This is a genomic window from Hassallia byssoidea VB512170, assembly GCF_000817785.2.
GTDB classification, from domain to species: domain Bacteria; phylum Cyanobacteriota; class Cyanobacteriia; order Cyanobacteriales; family Nostocaceae; genus Hassallia; species Hassallia carrinoi.
Genome location: NZ_JTCM02000078.1, coordinates 1 through 19,405, shown reverse-complemented (window position 1 = coordinate 19,405; position 19,405 = coordinate 1). Strand labels below are relative to the sequence as shown.

16 protein-coding genes are annotated in these 19,405 nt (G+C 40.8%); 11 read left to right on the top strand and 5 right to left on the bottom strand.

Annotated elements, in window-relative coordinates:
- The first annotated feature begins 3 nt into the window (after positions 1-3).
- The 5 genes from PI95_RS24790 to PI95_RS24770 all read left to right on the top strand — a co-directional run bounded on the left by PI95_RS24790 (position 4) and on the right by PI95_RS24770 (position 2,482).
- The gene (locus PI95_RS24790) at positions 4-225 is read left to right on the top strand and encodes a hypothetical protein (protein ID WP_039737729.1); all 222 of its coding nucleotides are present in this window, start codon (positions 4-6) and stop codon (positions 223-225) included.
- A complete protein-coding gene (locus tag PI95_RS24785; protein WP_039737725.1) occupies positions 203-532 on the top strand; it encodes a type II toxin-antitoxin system PemK/MazF family toxin in 330 nt (109 codons plus the stop codon). Before PI95_RS24790 ends, PI95_RS24785 begins: the two co-directional genes overlap by 23 nt.
- Positions 533-632: 100 nt before the next feature.
- The gene (locus tag PI95_RS24780; protein ID WP_039737723.1) at positions 633-887 is read left to right on the top strand and encodes a hypothetical protein; all 255 of its coding nucleotides are present in this window, start codon (positions 633-635) and stop codon (positions 885-887) included.
- Positions 868-1,287, top strand: a complete 420-nt coding sequence (locus PI95_RS24775) for a type II toxin-antitoxin system VapC family toxin (RefSeq protein WP_039737721.1) — start codon at positions 868-870, stop codon at positions 1,285-1,287. Before PI95_RS24780 ends, PI95_RS24775 begins: the two co-directional genes overlap by 20 nt.
- A gap of 61 nt (positions 1,288-1,348) precedes the next feature.
- On the top strand, positions 1,349-2,482 hold the full coding sequence (locus PI95_RS24770; RefSeq protein ID WP_039737719.1) for a serine/threonine-protein kinase: 1,134 nt from the start codon (positions 1,349-1,351) through the stop codon (positions 2,480-2,482).
- 156 nt (positions 2,483-2,638) lie between these two features.
- Here the strand turns inward: PI95_RS24770 and gnd are convergent, their stop codons facing one another.
- Entirely contained in the window at positions 2,639-4,066 is a 1,428-nt protein-coding gene (gene gnd / locus PI95_RS24765; RefSeq protein ID WP_039737718.1) for an NADP-dependent phosphogluconate dehydrogenase, read from the bottom strand.
- Positions 4,067-4,490: 424 nt separating this feature from the next.
- Here gnd and PI95_RS24760 point away from each other — a divergent pair, with 424 nt between their 5' ends.
- Both PI95_RS24760 and ileS read left to right on the top strand, forming a co-directional pair.
- Positions 4,491-5,294, top strand: a complete 804-nt coding sequence (locus tag PI95_RS24760) for a Ycf66 family protein (RefSeq protein WP_163519166.1) — start codon at positions 4,491-4,493, stop codon at positions 5,292-5,294.
- A 215-nt stretch (positions 5,295-5,509) separates the two neighbouring features.
- On the top strand, positions 5,510-8,431 hold the full coding sequence (gene ileS / locus PI95_RS24755) for an isoleucine--tRNA ligase (RefSeq protein WP_039738303.1): 2,922 nt from the start codon (positions 5,510-5,512) through the stop codon (positions 8,429-8,431).
- A gap of 149 nt (positions 8,432-8,580) precedes the next feature.
- On the opposite strand, the gene PI95_RS24750 is transcribed toward ileS, so the two are convergent.
- Entirely contained in the window at positions 8,581-9,465 is an 885-nt protein-coding gene (locus PI95_RS24750) for a ParA family protein (RefSeq protein WP_039737716.1), read from the bottom strand.
- A gap of 295 nt (positions 9,466-9,760) precedes the next feature.
- On the opposite strand from PI95_RS24750, the gene PI95_RS24745 reads away from it, so the two are divergent.
- On the top strand, positions 9,761-11,266 hold the full coding sequence (locus PI95_RS24745; protein WP_039737715.1) for an AAA family ATPase: 1,506 nt from the start codon (positions 9,761-9,763) through the stop codon (positions 11,264-11,266).
- A 4-nt stretch (positions 11,267-11,270) separates the two neighbouring features.
- Positions 11,271-12,149 (top strand): hypothetical protein, encoded by an 879-nt coding sequence (locus tag PI95_RS35330; protein WP_052324661.1) that lies wholly within the window; start codon positions 11,271-11,273, stop codon positions 12,147-12,149.
- A gap of 32 nt (positions 12,150-12,181) precedes the next feature.
- Here PI95_RS35330 and PI95_RS24735 read toward each other — a convergent pair whose 3' ends face one another.
- The gene (locus PI95_RS24735) at positions 12,182-13,129 is read right to left on the bottom strand and encodes a glycosyltransferase family 2 protein (RefSeq protein WP_039737714.1); all 948 of its coding nucleotides are present in this window, start codon (positions 13,127-13,129) and stop codon (positions 12,182-12,184) included.
- A gap of 189 nt (positions 13,130-13,318) precedes the next feature.
- Between PI95_RS24735 and PI95_RS24730 the strand changes: the two genes are divergently transcribed.
- Positions 13,319-14,545, top strand: coding sequence for a glycosyltransferase family 4 protein (locus PI95_RS24730; protein WP_039737713.1), 1,227 nt, complete (start codon positions 13,319-13,321; stop codon positions 14,543-14,545).
- A gap of 75 nt (positions 14,546-14,620) precedes the next feature.
- Here the strand turns inward: PI95_RS24730 and PI95_RS24725 are convergent, their stop codons facing one another.
- A complete protein-coding gene (locus tag PI95_RS24725; RefSeq protein ID WP_039737712.1) occupies positions 14,621-14,923 on the bottom strand; it encodes a hypothetical protein in 303 nt (100 codons plus the stop codon).
- A 396-nt stretch (positions 14,924-15,319) separates the two neighbouring features.
- The gene (locus PI95_RS24720) at positions 15,320-17,113 is read right to left on the bottom strand and encodes an iron uptake porin (protein ID WP_039737711.1); all 1,794 of its coding nucleotides are present in this window, start codon (positions 17,111-17,113) and stop codon (positions 15,320-15,322) included.
- A gap of 185 nt (positions 17,114-17,298) precedes the next feature.
- Between PI95_RS24720 and PI95_RS24715 the strand changes: the two genes are divergently transcribed.
- Positions 17,299-19,405 (top strand): hypothetical protein (locus PI95_RS24715; RefSeq protein WP_163519165.1); only part of this gene is annotated, 2,107 nt, incomplete at its 3' end.

The window sequence follows — 19,405 nt, the reverse complement described above, 5'->3', positions numbered from 1 at the left end:
AATATGAAAAGTAAAGTAGTTAATCTCACTTACGAAATTGAACTTAAACCTGGAGAAAAGTTGACTCTACCTGAATCTTTGGTGGAAAGCTTGGGTGCAGGAAGTTGGATAATTACCATTCAACCAAAGTCGAATTCCCCTGTTATTACTCGCACTCATGATGCATTTTTAAAAGGCTACGCACCAGAAGACGAAGGACTCTATGACGACTATCCAACCGGGTGAATTTTGGGTAGCAGATATTCCTTATACAAGCGGTACTGGTTCTAAAAAGCGCCCAATACTTGTACTCTGGTTGGATGGAGACGACGTTGTTGCTGCAATAGTCACATCTGCAAAACCTCGCACACAAACTGACGTGTTACTTACTGATTGGTTAGCCAGTGGTCTGCGAGTGGCTTCAACTGTGCGTTTATCTCGATTGGACTGCTTAGAACAGTCTTTGTTACTGGCAAAAATCGGGCGAATTTCTCAAACAGATGCAGAGCAGTTGAAAAGAGTATGGGATATGTATATTAAACCTCAATTCTAGGATACCAAAAATAAATTAAAGCCAACTCAATGAATGAGCAGGATACAGTAAATCCAAATGCTAAAATCGCTGCATCACAGATACTAAAAGATGTTACCCCGTGGAAAAAATAGAATTGCAACTCGACGAAAAAACCCTTGAAAAAGCACGTTGGTTGGCAAAATCGCGCCATTGTGACTTGTCGCAACTAATAGCATACGCCATTGATAAACTAGCGGTGACAGAAGCTGACAATTACCCCTTACTGGGACTTTATGCCGACGAACCTGAGCTAATAGATGAGATACTTGAAGAAATCATGAGAGATCGAGCAGCACACCCATTAAATCAACGCTTTGGACAAAGTACTACTTGACACAGACATTCTTTCTGAAAGCCTTAAACGTATAGATCAGCGCGTAGTATCTAGGGCTACTGTTTACCTAGGCGTTTTTGGTCACTATACCATCTCCACTATCACAGTCTTGGAAATTGTCAAAGGCTGGCATAAGCGCCAACGCGAAGATAGAATTCAGCAGTTTTTTGCCCAGATTGCGGCTGCTGAGGTGTTAACATTGCAACTTCCTGATGCGGAATTGGCAGGACGGATCTATGCAGATTTAGAACGGACAGGACAACCGATAGGACTTGCCGATTGTATGATCGCGGCGATCGCTATCCAAAATAACTTAACCTTAATTACAGGTAATTTACCACATTATCAGCGCCTTCAATCATTTGGTTACAGCCTGAAGCTAGATAATTGGCGAATATAAAATACACCCCTGATGGCGATCGCTGCGGCACAATAAAGACAGGTATCCCAAAATCCTCAACATGAGCTACTGTCTCAATCCCCGTTGTCCAAAACCCCAGAATCCTGATAAGATCAAGTTTTGCCAAACTTGCGGCTCCAAATTACTCCTCAAAGACCGCTACCGTGCTATCAAACCGATAGGACAAGGTGGTTTTGGCATTACTTTTTTGGCAGTGGATGAGGATAAACCTTCAAAACCGCGTTGTGTAATTAAGCAATTTTACCCTCAAGCGCAAGGCACTAACACCGTACAAAAAGCCGTTGAATTGTTTACCCAAGAAGCGATGCGCTTAGATGAATTGGGCAAACATCCGCAAATTCCCGAACTTTTAGCATATTTTACCCAAGACGATCGCCAGTTTCTCGTCCAAGAATTCATCGACGGGCAAAATCTAGCACAAGAACTAGCACAAAACGGCGCTTTCAACGAAACGCAAATACGGCAATTACTGAATAATTTATTAGCAGTGTTGCAATTTTGTCATCAAAGACAAGTTATCCATCGCGACATTAAGCCAGAAAATATTATTCGCCGTGCAAGTACTAACGAACTAGTTTTAGTAGACTTTGGTGCAGCTAAAATTGCTAGTAACACCGCCTTAAATCAAACTGGTACAAGTATAGGAAGCCCCGAATATGTAGCACCAGAACAAATTAGAGGAAAAGCTATTTTTGCCAGCGACATATACAGTTTGGGTGCAACTTGTGTTTGCTTATTAACAGCGCGATCGCCTTTTGACTCCTATGATATCAACAACGATACTTGGATTTGGCGGCAATACTTGAAAACTCCTGTAAACGAGCAGTTGGGTAAAGTCCTGGATAAAATGCTAGAAAGCATCCCCGTGCGTCGCTACCAAACAGTAGAAGAAGTTCTTAGAGATTTGAATCAACAGCCTTATATAGCCGTCACACCAGCAAAACCTGTAATTCAACCACCACCAGCATCTACACCTGCGGTTGTTACAAAAACTAACAGCCAAATCGATCTGGAATTAGAAGAAATGAAAACACAATTTCTTGGCGGTAGCAAACCTCAAAATAACATAAAAACACCATCACCACAACCGACATCTCAACCTGCTAGCAAAAGCCAAATAGATGAAGAATTAGAAGAATTAAAAAAGAAATATCTGGGAAATAACAATCCCTAAAATTCCCAAAAAAGGCTATAGGTGTAGAACATAATTACCAATTCCCAATTACCAATTCCCAATTCCCAAAAAGAAAGTGACCCTGAAACTCAGAGTCACCTCAAATAAAAGAACCTGAACGTTTTAAACTTTCACAAAATGTAGAGACGTGAAAGCTTACTTAGTTTCAGCAATAGGAACCCATTCAGTGTGGAAAGTACCAGATTTATCAGTCCGCAAGTAAGTATGCGCCCCAAAGTAGTCGCGTTGTGCTTGAGTGAGATTTTGGGGTAGGCGATCGCGTCGATAGCTGTCAAAATAATCTAGTGACGCACTAAATGCCGGTACGGGAATACCCAATTTTGCTGCTGTTGCCAACACTTCGCGCCAAGCTGCTTGTCTGTCGAGAATCGTCTGCTTGAATTCCGGAGCCAACAACAAGTTAGGTAGTGCAGGATTTTCGTCAAAAGCCTTCTTAATTTTATTCAAGAATCCAGCGCGAATAATACAGCCACCCTTCCAAATCCGCGCCATTTCGCCTAAATTCAAGTTAAAATTATACGCTTTGGAAGCTGTACTTAAAAGTGCCATCCCTTGAGCGTATGAGCAGATTTTCGAGCAATATAGAGCATCGCGCACCATATTGATAAAGTCCTTGGTCTGTCCGTCATACTTGCCAGAAGGACCAGTCAGAATCTTCGATGCTGCAACCCGCTCATCTTTAATCGAAGACATAATCCGCGCATTTACTGCCGCTGTAATTGTGGGAATCGCAACCCCCAATTCTAACGCAGTTTGCACAGTCCAGCGTCCAGTTCCCTTTTGCCCTGCTGCATCCACAATCAAATCCACCAAAGGTAGATTTGTATCTGGGTCAATGTAGGGGAAAATATTCGCTGTAATTTCAATCAAAAACGAATTCAGTTCATCGGTAGTGTTCCACTCAGCAAAAACTTCGTGTAGCTGATTATGGTCAAGACCGGCGGCATTTTTCAGCAAATCGTAAGCTTCAGCGATAAGTTGCATATCGCCGTACTCAATGCCGTTGTGTACCATTTTTACATAGTGACCGGCACCACCAGGACCCACGTAAGTTACGCAAGGACCATCATCGACTTGTGCCGCGATTTTCGTAAAAATTGGCGAAAGATACTCATAGGAACTTTCCGTACCTCCAGGCATGAGTGAAGGACCGTTTAACGCTCCTTCTTCACCACCACTGACGCCCATCCCAATAAACCGAAATCCGGCTGGTTCTAATTCCTTAGTGCGTCTTTCAGTATCTTCAAACCAAGAATTGCCACCGTCAATAATAATGTCACCTTCAGACAGCAGAGGTTTTAGCTGGGCAATTACTGCATCCACTGGCTTACCAGCTTGCACCATCACTAAAATTTTGCGGGGACGTTCTAAAGAGGCAACAAACTCTTCCAGGGTAAAGGCTGCTTTTACGTTTCTTCCTGGGGCACGCTGTGCCATGAAGGCGTCGGTTTTCTCGCGTGAGCGGTTGTAAACTGCAATTGGAAAGCCATTACGCTCGACATTTAGAGCGATATTTTCACCCATAACGGCTAATCCAATCACACCAAAGCTTTGTAGTGTCATAAATTCTTTTGGCTAACTTTTGCAGATCCTTTTATCTTTAAGGGTAGTCCGAGATTTTCCCTTCTCTCCTAAAGAAGAGATTAAGAGTTCCTTAGGACTGCAAAAAATCACACTAACAATAGATAATTAATTTTAATTTGTATCTTATTCAACAATTTTCTCGCAAAATTTGCAAAATAAGTAGGGGCGGGGTTTCCCCGCCCGTACACTAAAGGTGGGGTTCCCTCGCCCGTACAGAAGTCAGGAGAATCTGAACCATAAACAGATACAGTATTAAAGAGGTTTTGAATTTCTTTTCCCTTGTTCAAAGTAAATTCGCTTTCATTAACGAGTCATACGCTAGTCTCGTAGAAAGTATTCTGGCTTCTGGCTCCTGACTTCTGAATTCACAATGTCAAATGACACAGTAAGGAGTAACCACAAAATGCTGGCATATGTCCTAGCTTTGGCGGTCGGTCTTGGTAGTTTAGCCATTTATTTAGCGGCTTTCTTTTTTCCGGAAATCCATCGCAAGAATGACTTTATTTGGAGTGGAGTAGGATTTTTCTACGCATTAGTATTATGGGTGTTTGCCCGACGCATTACTGGGGGTCTTTTACTTGGTCATGTGGCTAGTGTGGCGCTTTTGGGTTGGTCGATAACGCAAACTCTGTCACTACGTCGGCAAGTGACACCAAAAACGCAACAAACCCCGATCCCCAGTACAGAAACGGTGACAAATACCATTGAAAATCAAGCTTCTAATATCTCACTTCCACAGCGGCTTGCCCAAATCCAAAAAGGCTTTGGCAACATTTTCTCTGGAGTGAAAGATAAAGCACAACAAACTTTAAATAAAAAGACTCCGCAAACAACTTCTGTACCTACAAGCAAAACTCCTGTTGAGGTTGTTGACAAACGCACCCCCATATCAGAACAAGCTGTAACCACTCCCACAACTTCTGACATCGCTACACAACAAGCTGTAACCACTCCCACAACTTCTGACATCGCTACACAACAAGCTGTAACCACTACAGACACCGAAGCAAAAAGCGAAACTCCCCAAGCAATTCCCCCTCACCCCCCAGCACCCGAATTAGTAGAAGCTGCAAAAGAAGCTGCTGTTGCTGAAGAAGCTGCTGTTGCTGAATTAGCAAAAATTCCGATGGAAGAAATGGCTCCCGATGCCGTACTTGCTCCCCCAGCAGAAGAACCCACGGATACGCCAAACGAAGGAATTAGATAATTTGTAGTAAGCGCTTCAGCGCTGAAGCGCTCACTACAAAATGAATGTAAATATACTACAATAAAAAGAAGTGGGATGTATTACCATAAACTCAAGATTAGGAATCTTTCCTGCGGTAGAGATGCTTGCTGGCAAAGCATCTAAATTGAAGACATGAGAAATTCTCACGGATAATAGTGAGAATCAAACTTTATTATTCTTTGAAAATCAGCACCGTGACAGAAACTGGAAGCTACAAAGATACTGTAAACCTGCCCAAGACTAACTTTGATATGCGGGCAAACGCTGTGAAGCGTGAACCGGAAATCCAAAAATTTTGGTCAGAAAACAAAATTTACGATCGCCTGTCTCAAGAAAACCCAGGCGACTTATTTATACTGCATGATGGACCACCCTACGCCAATGGTTCGCTGCATATTGGTCACGCTTTAAATAAAATTCTCAAAGACATTATTAATCGCTACCAGTTGTTGCGTGGGCGTAAAGTTCGCTACGTCCCAGGTTGGGACTGTCACGGATTGCCGATTGAATTGAAAGTTTTGCAGAATATGAAATCGGCAGAACGGCAAAATTTGACACCTTTACAACTGCGACAAAAAGCGAAAGAATTTGCCCTCGCTGCCGTAGATGACCAGCGTAACAGTTTTAAACGTTACGGTGTTTGGGGCGATTGGGATCATCCTTATCTGACTTTGAAGCCGGAATATGAAGCGGCGCAAATCGGTGTCTTCGGTGAGATGGTGTTAAAAGGCTACATCTATCGCGGTTTAAAGCCAGTGCATTGGAGTCCCAGTTCTCATACCGCTTTGGCTGAAGCTGAGTTGGAATATCCAGAAGGACACACTTCGCGGAGTATCTACGCTGCTTTCAAGATGGTGAGTCTGTCGGATGCGGTGAAAGCTGCGCTGGGTGAGTTTTTGCCGGAGTTGGGTGTGGCTATCTGGACGACGACACCTTGGACTATTCCAGGAAATTTGGCGGTAGCGTTAAATCCGGATCTTAATTATGCCGTGGTGGAAGTCTCACGCAGAGGCGAGGACACTTCTGTGGGCGGCTCCGCCGACTTGAAGAACGTGTCCGTCGCAGAGACGCAAAGATATCTTATTGTTGCTGAGGATTTAGTAGAACGCTTATCGGCAACTTTGGGCAGTGACTTAACCGTAAAAGCCACAGTTAAAGGGAAAGATTTAGAACATTCTACTTACCGTCACCCGCTATACGATCGCGAAAGTCCGATTGTGATTGGCGGTGATTATGTAACTACTGAGTCGGGTACTGGGTTGGTACATACCGCACCCGGTCACGGTCAAGAAGACTACATCGTGGGGCAGCGTTACGGTTTGCCTATCCTCGCGCCAGTTGATGATAATGGCAATTTTACCTCTGAAGCGGGACAGTTTGCAGGGTTGAATGTGCTGGGTGATGGAAATCAGGCGGTGATTGATGCTTTGACGGAAGCGGGTTCTTTGTTGAAAGAGGAACCGTACCAACATAAATATCCTTATGACTGGAGGACGAAAAAGCCGACGATTTTCCGCGCTACTGAACAATGGTTTGCTTCGGTGGAGGGATTTCGGGAAGAAGCTTTGAGGGCGATCGCGCAGGGACAATGGATTCCCGCACAAGGCGAAAATCGCATCACCCCAATGGTTGCGGAACGTTCTGATTGGTGTATTTCCCGTCAGCGCGACTGGGGTGTACCAATTCCGGTTTTCTACGATGAAGCAACTAACGAACCGCTGCTAAATGCGGAAACCATCGCTTATGTTCAAGCGATCGTCGCGGAAAAAGGTTCTGATGCTTGGTGGGAATTGTCGGTAGAGGAATTATTGCCAGAACAGTATCGCAATAACGGTAAATCTTACCGTAAAGGTACTGATACAATGGATGTCTGGTTTGATTCTGGCTCATCTTGGGCGGCTGTCCTCAAGCAGCGTCCAGAATTGCGCTACCCTGCTGATATCTATCTGGAAGGTTCCGACCAGCATCGCGGTTGGTTTCAATCAAGTTTGCTTACTAGTGTGGCGGTTAATGGTATTGCACCTTACAAAACTGTGTTGACTCACGGTTTTACATTGGATGAACAAGGACGCAAGCAAAGTAAATCTTTAGGCAATGTGGTTGATCCAGCAGTCATCATTCAAGGTGGGAAAAATCAAAAAGAAGAACCCCCCTATGGTGCTGACGTTTTGCGCTTGTGGGTGTCGTCGGTAGATTATACCTCTGACCAGCGGATTGGGAAAAATATCGTCAAGCAACTTGGTGATGTGCGGCAAAAGATTCGCAATACGGCGCGGTTTTTGTTAGGTAATTTGCACGACTTTGACCCAGAGAAAGATGCAATACCCTTTGAAGAATTGCCAGAACTTGACCGTTACATGCTGCACCGGATGACGGAAGTGTTTGCGGAAGTAACGCAAGCGTTTGACAGTTTCCAATTCTTCCGCTTTTTCCAAACGGTGCAGAATTTCTGTGTGGTGGATTTATCCAACTTTTATTTGGATGCTGCTAAAGATAGATTGTACATCAGTGCAAGTGATGCTTTCCGGCGTCGCAGTTGTCAAACGGTGTTGCAGGTAGCTTTGGAAAATTTAGCACGAGCGATCGCACCGGTATTATCCCACATGGCAGAAGACATCTGGCAATATATACCTTATAAAACGCCTTACAAATCGGTGTTTGAAGCCGGCTGGGTGCAAGTAGACGAAAAATGGCATAATCCAGAATTAGCTCAGGTATGGCAACAAATTCGGCAAATACGCACTGATGTAAATAAGGTGTTGGATACTGCGAGGGTAGAAAAAATGATTGGCGCTCCTTTAGAGGCGAAAATCTTGCTTTATGTAGGTTCTGACAAATTGCGTGCTTCAGTAAAAGCACTGAATCCTGATGTTGGTAATGGTGTAGATGAATTGCGCTATTTATTTATCACCTCGCAGGTAGAAGTGTTGGATACTCCGGAAGCATTGCAAAAGTTGAAATACAACTTGCAGTCTGACGCATGGGGAATTGGGGTAGTAGATGCAGAGGGTGAAAAATGCGATCGCTGCTGGAACTATTCCACCCATGTGGGAGAATCAACAAAACATCCTTTAATTTGCGATCGGTGTGTTGCAGCCTTGGCAGGCAAATTTTAATCGTAAGGGGCGGGGTTTCCCCATCGGTATAGTTTTGTAGGGTGTGTTATGCCGTAGGCTAACACACCATCCCAAATTTTCGGTGCCTTAGGACGTTCCGCCCATAACGCACCCTACCAGATTCTAACTCCTAACTCCTAACTCTTAATTTACAGCTTTTGCAACAACTCCTGAGTTAATTGCATAAATGCTTTTGATCCCGCTGAGTTGGGACTACTTAAAACAGCAGGCATAAAACTATCAACAGCCTTAGCAACATTTACATCAACTGGAATCTGCGCCTTACAAATTTTTTCCACGCCAAAATCTTCAACTACACGATGCATTACTTGTTTGTAATATCTTCCGTTGAGAATGTTGTTGCTTAACATACTGAAGACGATTCCCAGCATTTTTATATTAATTTTAGCCTCATGTTCGTGACTGTCTTTTAATTGGGCAATGCGTCTTTCTAGTAGTTGAATACCTACTACAGATAAAGGTTCTGGTTTTGCAGGAAGTATGTAGAAATCACTGCAAGCTAAAGCGCTACGAGTTAAGAGATTATAGCCTGGGGCACAATCCAAAAGGATAAAATCATAACTGGCGCGAACTGGTTCTAAAATTTTACTTAACAAGACTCTTTCAAAGCGATTCCAAATAGTTTCAAAGTCTTGTTCTCCTAAAGTAACTGCTTGTTGATGCAGCATTTCGGAAATGACAAATTCATCATACAAATCAATATCTCCGGGTAAGATATCGAGATTTGAAAGATTGCAAACGCCGGACTGAATAATATCGTGAATTCCCTGTTTTGGGTTTGGCTGTGGATTGATAATTTGGTCTATCAGATATCTAAATGTCCGCGATAGTTTGCGACGTTTGGCAAACTCCAGTGGTGGCATCAGACTGAGTGTGGCGCTAATTTGGGCATCTAAATCAAGGACAAGTACCCGTTTGCCATGATTTTTCGCTAAACAAGTAGCCAAATTGACCGTGAGGGTAGTTTTACCTACGCCACCTTTCATATTTGCGGTTGCAATTATATATCCCATAAGTTAAGTCCTCTGATAAGGCATTTTTATTTAGGTAGCGTATATGTCTAGTTATCAATTGATAATTTTTACTTAATTTAAGGTTTGGCAGTACGCAAAAAAGTATCTTGAGCGATATTTCCGTCAGATTATAGCAGGGTGGGGTGCATGGCTGGTGCATAAGGGCTAGATCCAGGCGTAGATATTCATCTCATCCCAAAGCTGTCAAAAGTATTTTGCTAATAACAAAAAAAAATTTTACACACTGAGACATTAGTAGATAAAATTGTACAGTAGGATTTTTTGCGATGCTAGTATGACTTCTGACTATGCTTCGACTCTGGGAAACATTTTTCAAGCGATCGCTCCTCATAGTAGTGAATCAGATGTTGAACAGAAGGTTATAGTCCCACTTCTTTTAATGCTCGGTTACAGTCATACTGATTGGGAACCTCAAGCTATAGTCGGCAAATCTAAACTTGACTTTTTGGTACTTCCACCAACCTCAGCCATACCATACGCACCTTATTTAGTAATTGAGGCTAAAGCTCCCAATAAAAACATTGCTCAAAATGTTTGGCAAATTAATAAATATATGCGTCAAACCGCAGCTATTTTGGGGCTTTTAACGAATGGCTATCAGTTTTGTTTACTTTATAATTACAATCAAAATCCTACAACAATTTTAGATTATTCCCAAAAAGAACTAATCAATAATTATAAATTAATTAATCAAGTTTTATGTAAAGAAACAAGTTTAAAACTCTATCAAAAATTCTATCATAATGAAAAACAAATTCGACTGAAATTCATTAGCTTGATTTCTCAGCTATTTGCCAATGAAGATATGTTTCAATCATTTACAAAAACCAACAATTCTGACAACGAAAGCAAAAAAACTTTTGCAAGTGTAAGAAAGTTAGAAGAAACACCTTTAGTAACTGAAACTCAAAAGGAGCGCCAAGCGATGATTATTACAGTGTTTAACAATAAGGGTGGTGTGGGTAAAACCACAACAACTATTAACCTAGCTGCTGCACTCAACAAACTGGGTAAACGGGTACTACTGATTGATATTGATGCTCAAGCTAATTTGACAATGGGATTGGGAATAGATCCATTGGAGGATGTTGAACGACATGGGAAGAAAGATATTACCCATTTATTGACTGAACCAAGAATAAGTTTAGAAGAAACTATTATTCGCAAAACTTGGGATGATGTTGAACTAGATATTGTTCCATCTCATATTCGTTTAAGTTATATGGAAGCTACGCTAATCAATACATTAGATATTGATCGCGTTTTAGCAAAGAAACTTAAGAAATATCGCGATCAATATGATTATATATTAATTGATCCACCCCCTTCATTTGGTAAAGCTAATACTATTTCATTAATGGCATCTTCAGCAGTGTTGATTCCTACGCATTTATCTCCTTATCCTATCAGAGCATTAGAGTACGTTATTAATAGAGCTATTGCAGTCGATCAATCTAGAGATGAAAAACTTCCGATTTTGGGTATTGCAGTTAGTATGTACAATAGAGCAGCAACTAAGGTTGCTCTATCTATGACTCAACAGATTTTTGATATTATCTCAAAGAATCCCGAAAGTAAAAATGTAGATTTATTTCCCCAAGATACATGGATTCCCAATCTGACTATAGTTTCAAGTACACCAAATAAAGGATATCCAATTTGTTTTGCAGAATTTGATAACGAATTAAGCTCAAAAGATAAAGAGACTGCACAGGATGCCTTTAATTGCTATATGAAACTAGCTAAACATTTAATTTTTGTAACAAAGGAAAAGCAGTAGGAAAATGAAAGAAGCAGAACGTCGCGATCGCATTGTTGAGTATTTGCGGATAAAGCCAATATCCCACGGTCAAGTTTACACTTTTCAGATTGCTATACCAAAGTCGGAAGATTTAGAAATTTCTTCAGAAAGACGCGAAAACTTAGAAAGAAGTCTCACTCAACAAGGTAGTAATTTAATTCCCCTAATTGTACGTCGTACTGAAGCGTACAGCGAGGAAGAAGAATACGAAGTGGTTTACGGTGCTGATTTGTGTCATGTTGCTAAAAAACTTGACATTGAAAAGCTATGGGTTTGGGTCTTTGATATGACTGATGAGCAAGCTGTTACTGCTAAAGAAGAAATGCAGCAATTGCTAAGTTCTTCAGGTTCAATTGCTTCTTCAGTACAACCACCTTCTGAAGAAACAGAATCAAATAAACATATAATTCAAAAGCTTGATAAATTATCTCAGCAAGTAGAAACTTTTAACAAAAAGATTGAGCAAGTTACTGCATCTGTTAAAAGAATTGAGGGAAGTGAAAGCAAGCAAACAAGCAATGATGATAAGTTAGAAAGTATTAGTGATAAGGTTGAACAAATTGCTGATGCTATCAAAAAACTTGAATCTAGTGAAAGCAAGCAGACAGCTATTGATGACAAATTAGTTCAGCAAATTACTGAAGTTGTAAAAAGGATTGTTGAAGACTTTTTGAGTAAGCAACAAGAAATTAAACCTGTAATAAACAAGAAAACTACAACTGATAAAACTAAACCTACAGGTTATCAAGCCAAGACAAAAGACGAACTCAAAAACATTGCAGAAGAAAGGGGGATAAAAATTACCACAAGGATGACTAAAGATGCCATTATAAAGGCTCTTGAACTAGTTGACAAAAGTTAGTAACTTTACGCTGCTACGAGTGCTTGATCGCATCATCCTCGCACATTCCGCACCAACTCAAAAGCCTTACTCCGCAACCCAATCGGCAACATAGACAACCCTAACCCAGTCCAAGCTTTAGCAGTTGAAAAAGACTTTCCTGCTAAAACTAACTCTCTTCCTTTTTGCGTTTCACCTGTTTCAATCAACCGCAAACCTAACAATAACTGCGTCTCAGCAAGTCGATTTTGCCTAATTCTTTCCAACTTCTCAGAATCAAATCTATAACTTTCTAAATATTCTATTTTATCAGTTAAATAACGAATTCCCCGATTAATACCTTGCTGTTCGGCGTGAACGCGATATTCCATCAACAATTCTGGTAAATAATAACCTTTTTTCCCAGCCAAAGCTAGCCGCACAAATAAATCATTATCCTCACAGTTTTGCATATTGGGCAGCATATATCCCAATTCTTGCAAAATTTGGCGACGAAATAAAGTTGCACCTATTTGGAAGCTTTGTTTAACAAACACAACTTCCAACAAATTATCGACAACACCCTCTGATAAACTTTTTCTTCCCCAGAAACGAGAATTTTCTTGAGTTTTCGCTTCATCCCTGACATTATTAATATCAATTATCCAGTGGTCAGTACCTACAAAACTAATACTCAAATCTTTATCAAGAATTGCGACAGTACGCGCTAGAAAGTCTGAGGTTAGCCTATCATCATCATCAAATTTCATAAAATATTCGCCTGTTGCACCTCCAAAGCCAGAGCGCATATTATTGCTTTTACCAATATTTTGCGAATGACGAATATATTTAATCCGGCTATCTGTATATTGTGACATCAACTCAGGTGTGTTATCAGCAGAACCGTCATCACAGATAATTAATTCAAAGTCTTCATAAGACTGCTTGAGTACACTTTCAATTGCGAAAGGCAGTAAATTAACTCGATTAAAAGTGGGAATGGAAACAGTAACTTTAGGCATATTTTATCAAACTAATATTGACTACAGTAGAAATACTGATTTTTAATTTGCTTTCCTCAGTATTTTCTTTAGATTAGAAATAGCTGACAACAATTATATCGGTATAATTATGATGACATAAACTATTGACTAAGGTCATTGTATATATATCATCCCTGTACTTGGTATTATTCCCAGATAATTAACTGTATGAACATCTTGATGCTATCTTCCACGTTTCCCTATCCACCAACAAGGGGGGGAACCCAGGTAAGGACGTTTAATTTACTCAAGTATCTCAGTCAACGTCATGCTATTACTTTAGTGACGCAACGCGATCGCATCTCGGTAACAGATGCAGAAATAGCCGGATTGCGGGATTGTGTCGATAATCTCGTCGTTTTCGATCGCCCCGCCGATTCTGGCACCGCCACAGGTATACTAAAAAAAATCCAGCGTTTCAGCACATTTCTAAATCAAGGGACACCTCCGAGTGTCTTAAATCGCTACTCAGTTGAGATGCAAAACTGGATTGATAACTTTGTACAAGCAGGGAAATGTGATGTAATTACCTGCGAACATAGCGTTAATGAAATTTATATTCGTCCTCAATTTCAGAAACAGGTGCGGACTTTAGTTGATGTTCATAGTTCTGTTTACGGCACTTGTCTTAACCAACTAGAAAATGGCATTTCTGAAAATAAACTCAGAGATAAAATTAATTTACCACTTTTGCGTCGTTATGAACAAAACTACTGTTCTAAATTTTCGGTAATTGTAGTAACAACCGAAGAAGATAAAATTCAATTACAAGAATTTGCGCCGAATACTAAAATTACAGTTATTCCTAACGGTGTAGATTTAGTTTCCTTTCCCAACCGCAGCAACGATCCGGGGGGACAGCACTTAATTTTTATTGGTGCAATGGATAACTTAGCAAACATTGATGCTGTTTGCTTTTTTAGTAACGAAGTTTTGCCAGAAATTCAAAAACGTTACCCAAATACAACTTTTGATATTGTCGGTTCTCGTCCGACAGCAGAAGTTTTAGCACTTAAGGATAAACCAGGAATTACTGTTACTGGGCGCGTGCCTTCGATGGTAGAATACTTACATAAAGCCACAGTCTGCGTTGTGTCGATGCGGACGGGTTTTGGCATTAAAAATAAAACTTTAGAAGCAATGGCAGCAGGTGTGCCGATAGTAGCAAGCGATCGCGGTTTAGAAGGGCTAGCCGTAGATAATTCCAGTGTACCATTAAGCGCATTACGGGCAAATAACCCAGCAGAATACGTCACCGCTATTAGTCAACTATTTGATAGTCCACAACTGCGAGACGAATTATCTCGCAACGCTAGACAACTAGTAGAAACGGAGTTTACTTGGGAAAGTGCCGGTAAACTTTATGAACAAGTTTGTCTAGGGGGTAATGGGTAATAGGTAATGGGTAATAGGTAATCTAAAAAAACGTATTTCCAATTACCAATTACCCATTACCAATCCCAAATCGTATTACTGTTCCATTGAAGGTGCGGCAAAAACTCTGCTGGATATTGGAATACGCGGATTAGGTTTAGTTGCAGGTATGGGGTTGCTAGAAGCAATTGGTTTATTATTAGTAGAATTTGTAGAATTGCTCGATGTATTTGATATATTCGTATCTACAGCAATAGGTGACTGGGAAGATACAGGAATAATATTATTAGGATTTTCACTCTTTGATTTTACTGGAGTTTGCGCTTTGCATGGAATAACAAGCCAAGCGGAATTGGCTACTAAAGCAAGCGCTAGCAGATTACGGATATATTGATTCATGCTAATTGCTAAGATTTTTTAAACTTATTTAAGATGAGAAGAGTGTTTTTTCTTGTTTTTCAAATGAATCATTGCGTTGTCAAGCAATAATTTTATTGGAAAGTCTTAGCCTGTTAAGCTAATAGATGCAGTCTGAAAATATGCGTTTTTTAACAAAATGATACAGCGCAACTATCAATAATTTACTTCTAACTCTATGTTTGAGAATAGAGAAATTGTACGAAATTTTCTTTTTGTGTATAATTTTAGATAATCAAGTATTAATTCGCAGACTTTATCAAATATATAATAATTTATATAAAGTATTTATCAAGTGTATGGGTAGAAATAAATTGATTATTTTTAAATTTGTAGTAAGCACTTCAGTGCTTATTTTAAGCACTGAAGTGCTTACTACTAAAATGTGAAGCTACTACGCAAAATGCCGATGGTAATTGGGTCGCTATCTGGTGTATGACCAGGTTCTAGGATATGAATAATACCTGGTGTGATGGTGATGTTATCTGTTAGCTGGAAGCGATAAAAAGCTTCGATTTGAGTGGTGGTTCCTGGTTGTCCCCCTCTGCGTCCTAAACCTGTATTGATAAAGTCTGGGACATTGTTTCCTACAGGTAAGTCGCTACTGGTGATTTTTGGAGGTTGTCCGATATAAATTCCGCCTAAATTACCTTTTCTAAATAAATCAGGGAAATTTAGATAAACCATGTAATTTGTGGTTTCCACATTTCCCGATCGCCCAGGAATATAAGAATTAGTATAACCGCCCCAAGCACCTAAGGTAAGACGGGAAGAAATTTGCCAATTGACAGTAGCACCAACAGCGTTTGTTTGTAATGGTTCTGATTTACCTGTGCTATTAGCCGCAGTTAAACACTCATCCCCAACGAAAGTCAGCAAACAACCATTTGAAGAATAATTATTAACGTAATATAAACTGACATCAAAAGCATCAGTTGGTGTGACTAACAATTGTACGCCAGTAGTGGTGTTCCCATCAAATAAACCGTTGCGTTTACCAGGATTTTGCGGATTATAACTAGAATACAATGCTTGCAAACTAGCGCGTTTGGCAAATTGCCAATCAAAAGCTATACCAGCTTGACCGAAACCCATATTTAAAATCGGGTTGCGTTGAGCAAAATAAGATAGGGGTCCTGTGGCAGCGTTTTCTACTCGGTTTGGACCTCTAAATGCAGTGGTCATATTTACATATGCTGTTCCTATCATCACTGCAAAGTTGTCAGTAATCAATCGATGATAATGGAGGTCAGTTAATATTAAGCTGTTATTTGTAGGATATTCGTAACCAAGTATAACGTCGTTGCTAAATCTGGGTGCGCTGGAACCGTCAGCCGCTAAAATACCTGTTACCAAGTAGCTGCGCGGGTCGAATTGAGTAGTTAAATATAACTGTGATAACGAGATAACATTAATATTTGTACCCGCATCTTCTGTGTCTTTTTTGCCATCTCTGGGAGCAACATCAGCACGATTGCGGCTTCTTCCTTGAATACCAACTATCGTGATACCGCTGAGTTTTGTTGTTGGAGAAAATTGGTTGGTTTCTATTTGAGTTGCGCGGGCTTCTAAATTATCAACTCGATTGCGTAAGGTTGCTAATTCCGGGGCAAATTGTGACTGTAATTTTTGCAAAGTTGCTAAATCTTCGCGGCTGACTAAATCACTGGTGGCGGTAGCAATTAATTCATTGACTTTATCTAAACAAGCATTCAAACCGGCAGCAAATTCATATCGAGTTAAAGCGCGATCGCCTCGATAAGTTTCCGAAGGATACCCTGCGATGCAACCATAGCGTTCAACTAAAGACTGTAACGCTTGAAATGCCCAATCTGTAGGTTGTACGTCTTTAAGTTGGGAAACCGATGTAACTTGCGCCATCGGATCGTCGTTTGACTGGGGAGTGGGGAATGGGGAGTAGGGAGTGGGGAGAGAGGGGGATGGGGAGATGGGGAGAGGGGGAGAAAGGAAAGAATCTTCCTTGTCTCCCTTGTCTCCCTTGTCTCTTTTGTCCCCTTGTCCCCCTGCCCCCTGCCCCCTGCCCCCTGCCCCCTCTCCCCCTCTCCTATCCACTTGAGACATCGCTTTTTGTGTAAATCCGTGAATTCCCGCAAGTAATAACAATGCGAAAATTAAGGCTTTACTTTGATTGCGAAGCAGTTTATCTTTCAACTTTTTACACTCTACACACACACACTCAAGGGGTGAGTGTATTCAAAAGTTTCTGGTTTTGACATGAGGAAATTTACTGAACTTCTCCAAAATCAGACTAAGAAATTTCTGGGCAAATTCAAATAAAGACGAGTATAAAAGTAAAAATACTTGGCAGAAATACCGATTGCATTTACTGAACGAACATGGCAAACCGCACGCAAAAGCTGATACCAAAACCTTCTAAACCTAATATGCAAGGTGCAGGTGCGATGAAACGCGCTGTCAAAAAAACGCCGAAAAAGCCGGTTAAGTCTGTGCGACGAGAAGCGAAACCGCTGGAAACTTCTGTGAAAATGGAAAGTTGGCTATCGTCAATGTTAGCTGTGGGGATTTTGTCGGGTAGTGCTGCTTTAATTGCGCTTTTTGTTTGGATTAGCCTTATTTTCATACTCAATCCCGAAAAATTAAGCTGGTTGAATAATGTTTTACCAGAATGGGCAAAAATATCTAGCCAACAAGAACACCCGCAAACTCTTTCACAAATTAAACTAAATCTGAAAAAGCAGAGACAAATAGCCGGGGAAATTTTACCTTTGGATGGTGATGTAGAAAATTCTTTTTTATTGCCAGTTTACAAGCAGCGGGCAAATTGTCAGTCAGATTGTAAATACGTTGTTGAACTCAGAGTCTATCAGTCACAAAATACAGAGACACAATCTTCCACAGAAAAATACTATCATTTAGCAACTCAATTGCCTGTAACTGGACCTGAAGAATCTTTTGTAATTGCCCCTTTGGTTGATGCAACATCGGAAAATCAAGGTTCTAGTATTTCTTTACCTTTAAGTGAAGTGAAACGCTTTGAAGGCAATACATCATCAGGGGTTTGGTTTTATTGCAAAGGACAGCGCATTGAAGGAACGAATGCGATCGCTTACGGTCACATTCTGCATTACAATCCCGAACGTAGCAACTTACAATTGATGTTGTCTTGGACAAGTCCTAACGGACAATTACCCAAATGGCAGCAGGTTACTAATAATGGTACAAAAGAGTTAATTGTCGATCAAACTGTCGGTTTAGAACCGCAATTACGAGTTTACCAAGTTCAACCAGCAAACTCTTTTCTCGACCCGATTCAACTAGAAGAAATTTCTCTCAAACCTCCAGAACTCAACAATTCAGCTTACCAAGATGCTGTGTCAATTGCCCGCACCGGTCTTTGGACACCAGCTTTTGAATGGTTGCAATTTATTAAAAAACAGCAAAAAGAAAAAATACCGGCGGCAGCGCAAGCGCAAATTGATTTGATTCGCTTGCATTCTCAACTTACCAAAATTCAAGCTGATAAAAGTTGGGCTTCTCCCAGTCAACAAGTACTGACAGATTTGATTGATGGTCGCTGGGAAAAAGCTTTACAAGTGTTTGAGGCATCGCCACAAAATGCCCAAGAAATTGCTACTTTATTGAAAGCTGATGAAGGACGGTTGTGGAATCGCACCAAAGCAGCTTTGCAAGTTAATTCTAATAGACCAGAGGTGCAAGCTTGGGCTGCTTTGATTTTAGCAGCTGGGCAAGGGCAAAATCGGGCGAATTCCTGGTTGGAAGAAGCCAAAATCACACCAGATAATTTGACGCATATTCAAAGTTTGTTGAGACAACTTAATGGTGAGGTGACACCGATTTCTTCTACTCACCCCAGCCGAATTATTGGTTCGGTACAGCCAATTTCTTCTATTAACTCTGCGGAGTGGCTGCAACTGTCAAAAACAGATTTGACTGTAAATAATCAATGGTATCAAGTGGAAGTGAGTGCATTTCATGACGGTAAACGCTGGCTAAATTCGCCTTTTGCAACTTTGAGCTTACCGAAAACTTCGCCAGAGAAGTTTATTTGGTCAACTTTGGGGATAAATTCCGATGCGGAAATTCAGATAGTTGTCTGGCTAGCAAACGGAGAACAGCAAACAACTACCGCTACTATCAAAGGAGTGCAACTGCGAGATGGGGTTTTGCGGGTGTTGGCTGCTGGACAAATAATTCCCCAAAGCAGCAATGCTGTGCAACCGCATTCTTTAGCTTTGACAAACGCAGCTTTGGAATGGGTGCAACCATCGCCGATAACTCTCGAACAATTGGAACAACAAGATCCGCAACGAGTAAAGACAATATTACCGACTATTTGGCGATCGCTTCAACAATCGGGTAATCTGCCGGCTGGTACTATTCCTAACTTGCAGCAAATGCGACAAAAGTTAGGCTATTGGCCCATTCAAGAAATTGATTTAACAGGTAATAATAAACCCGAAA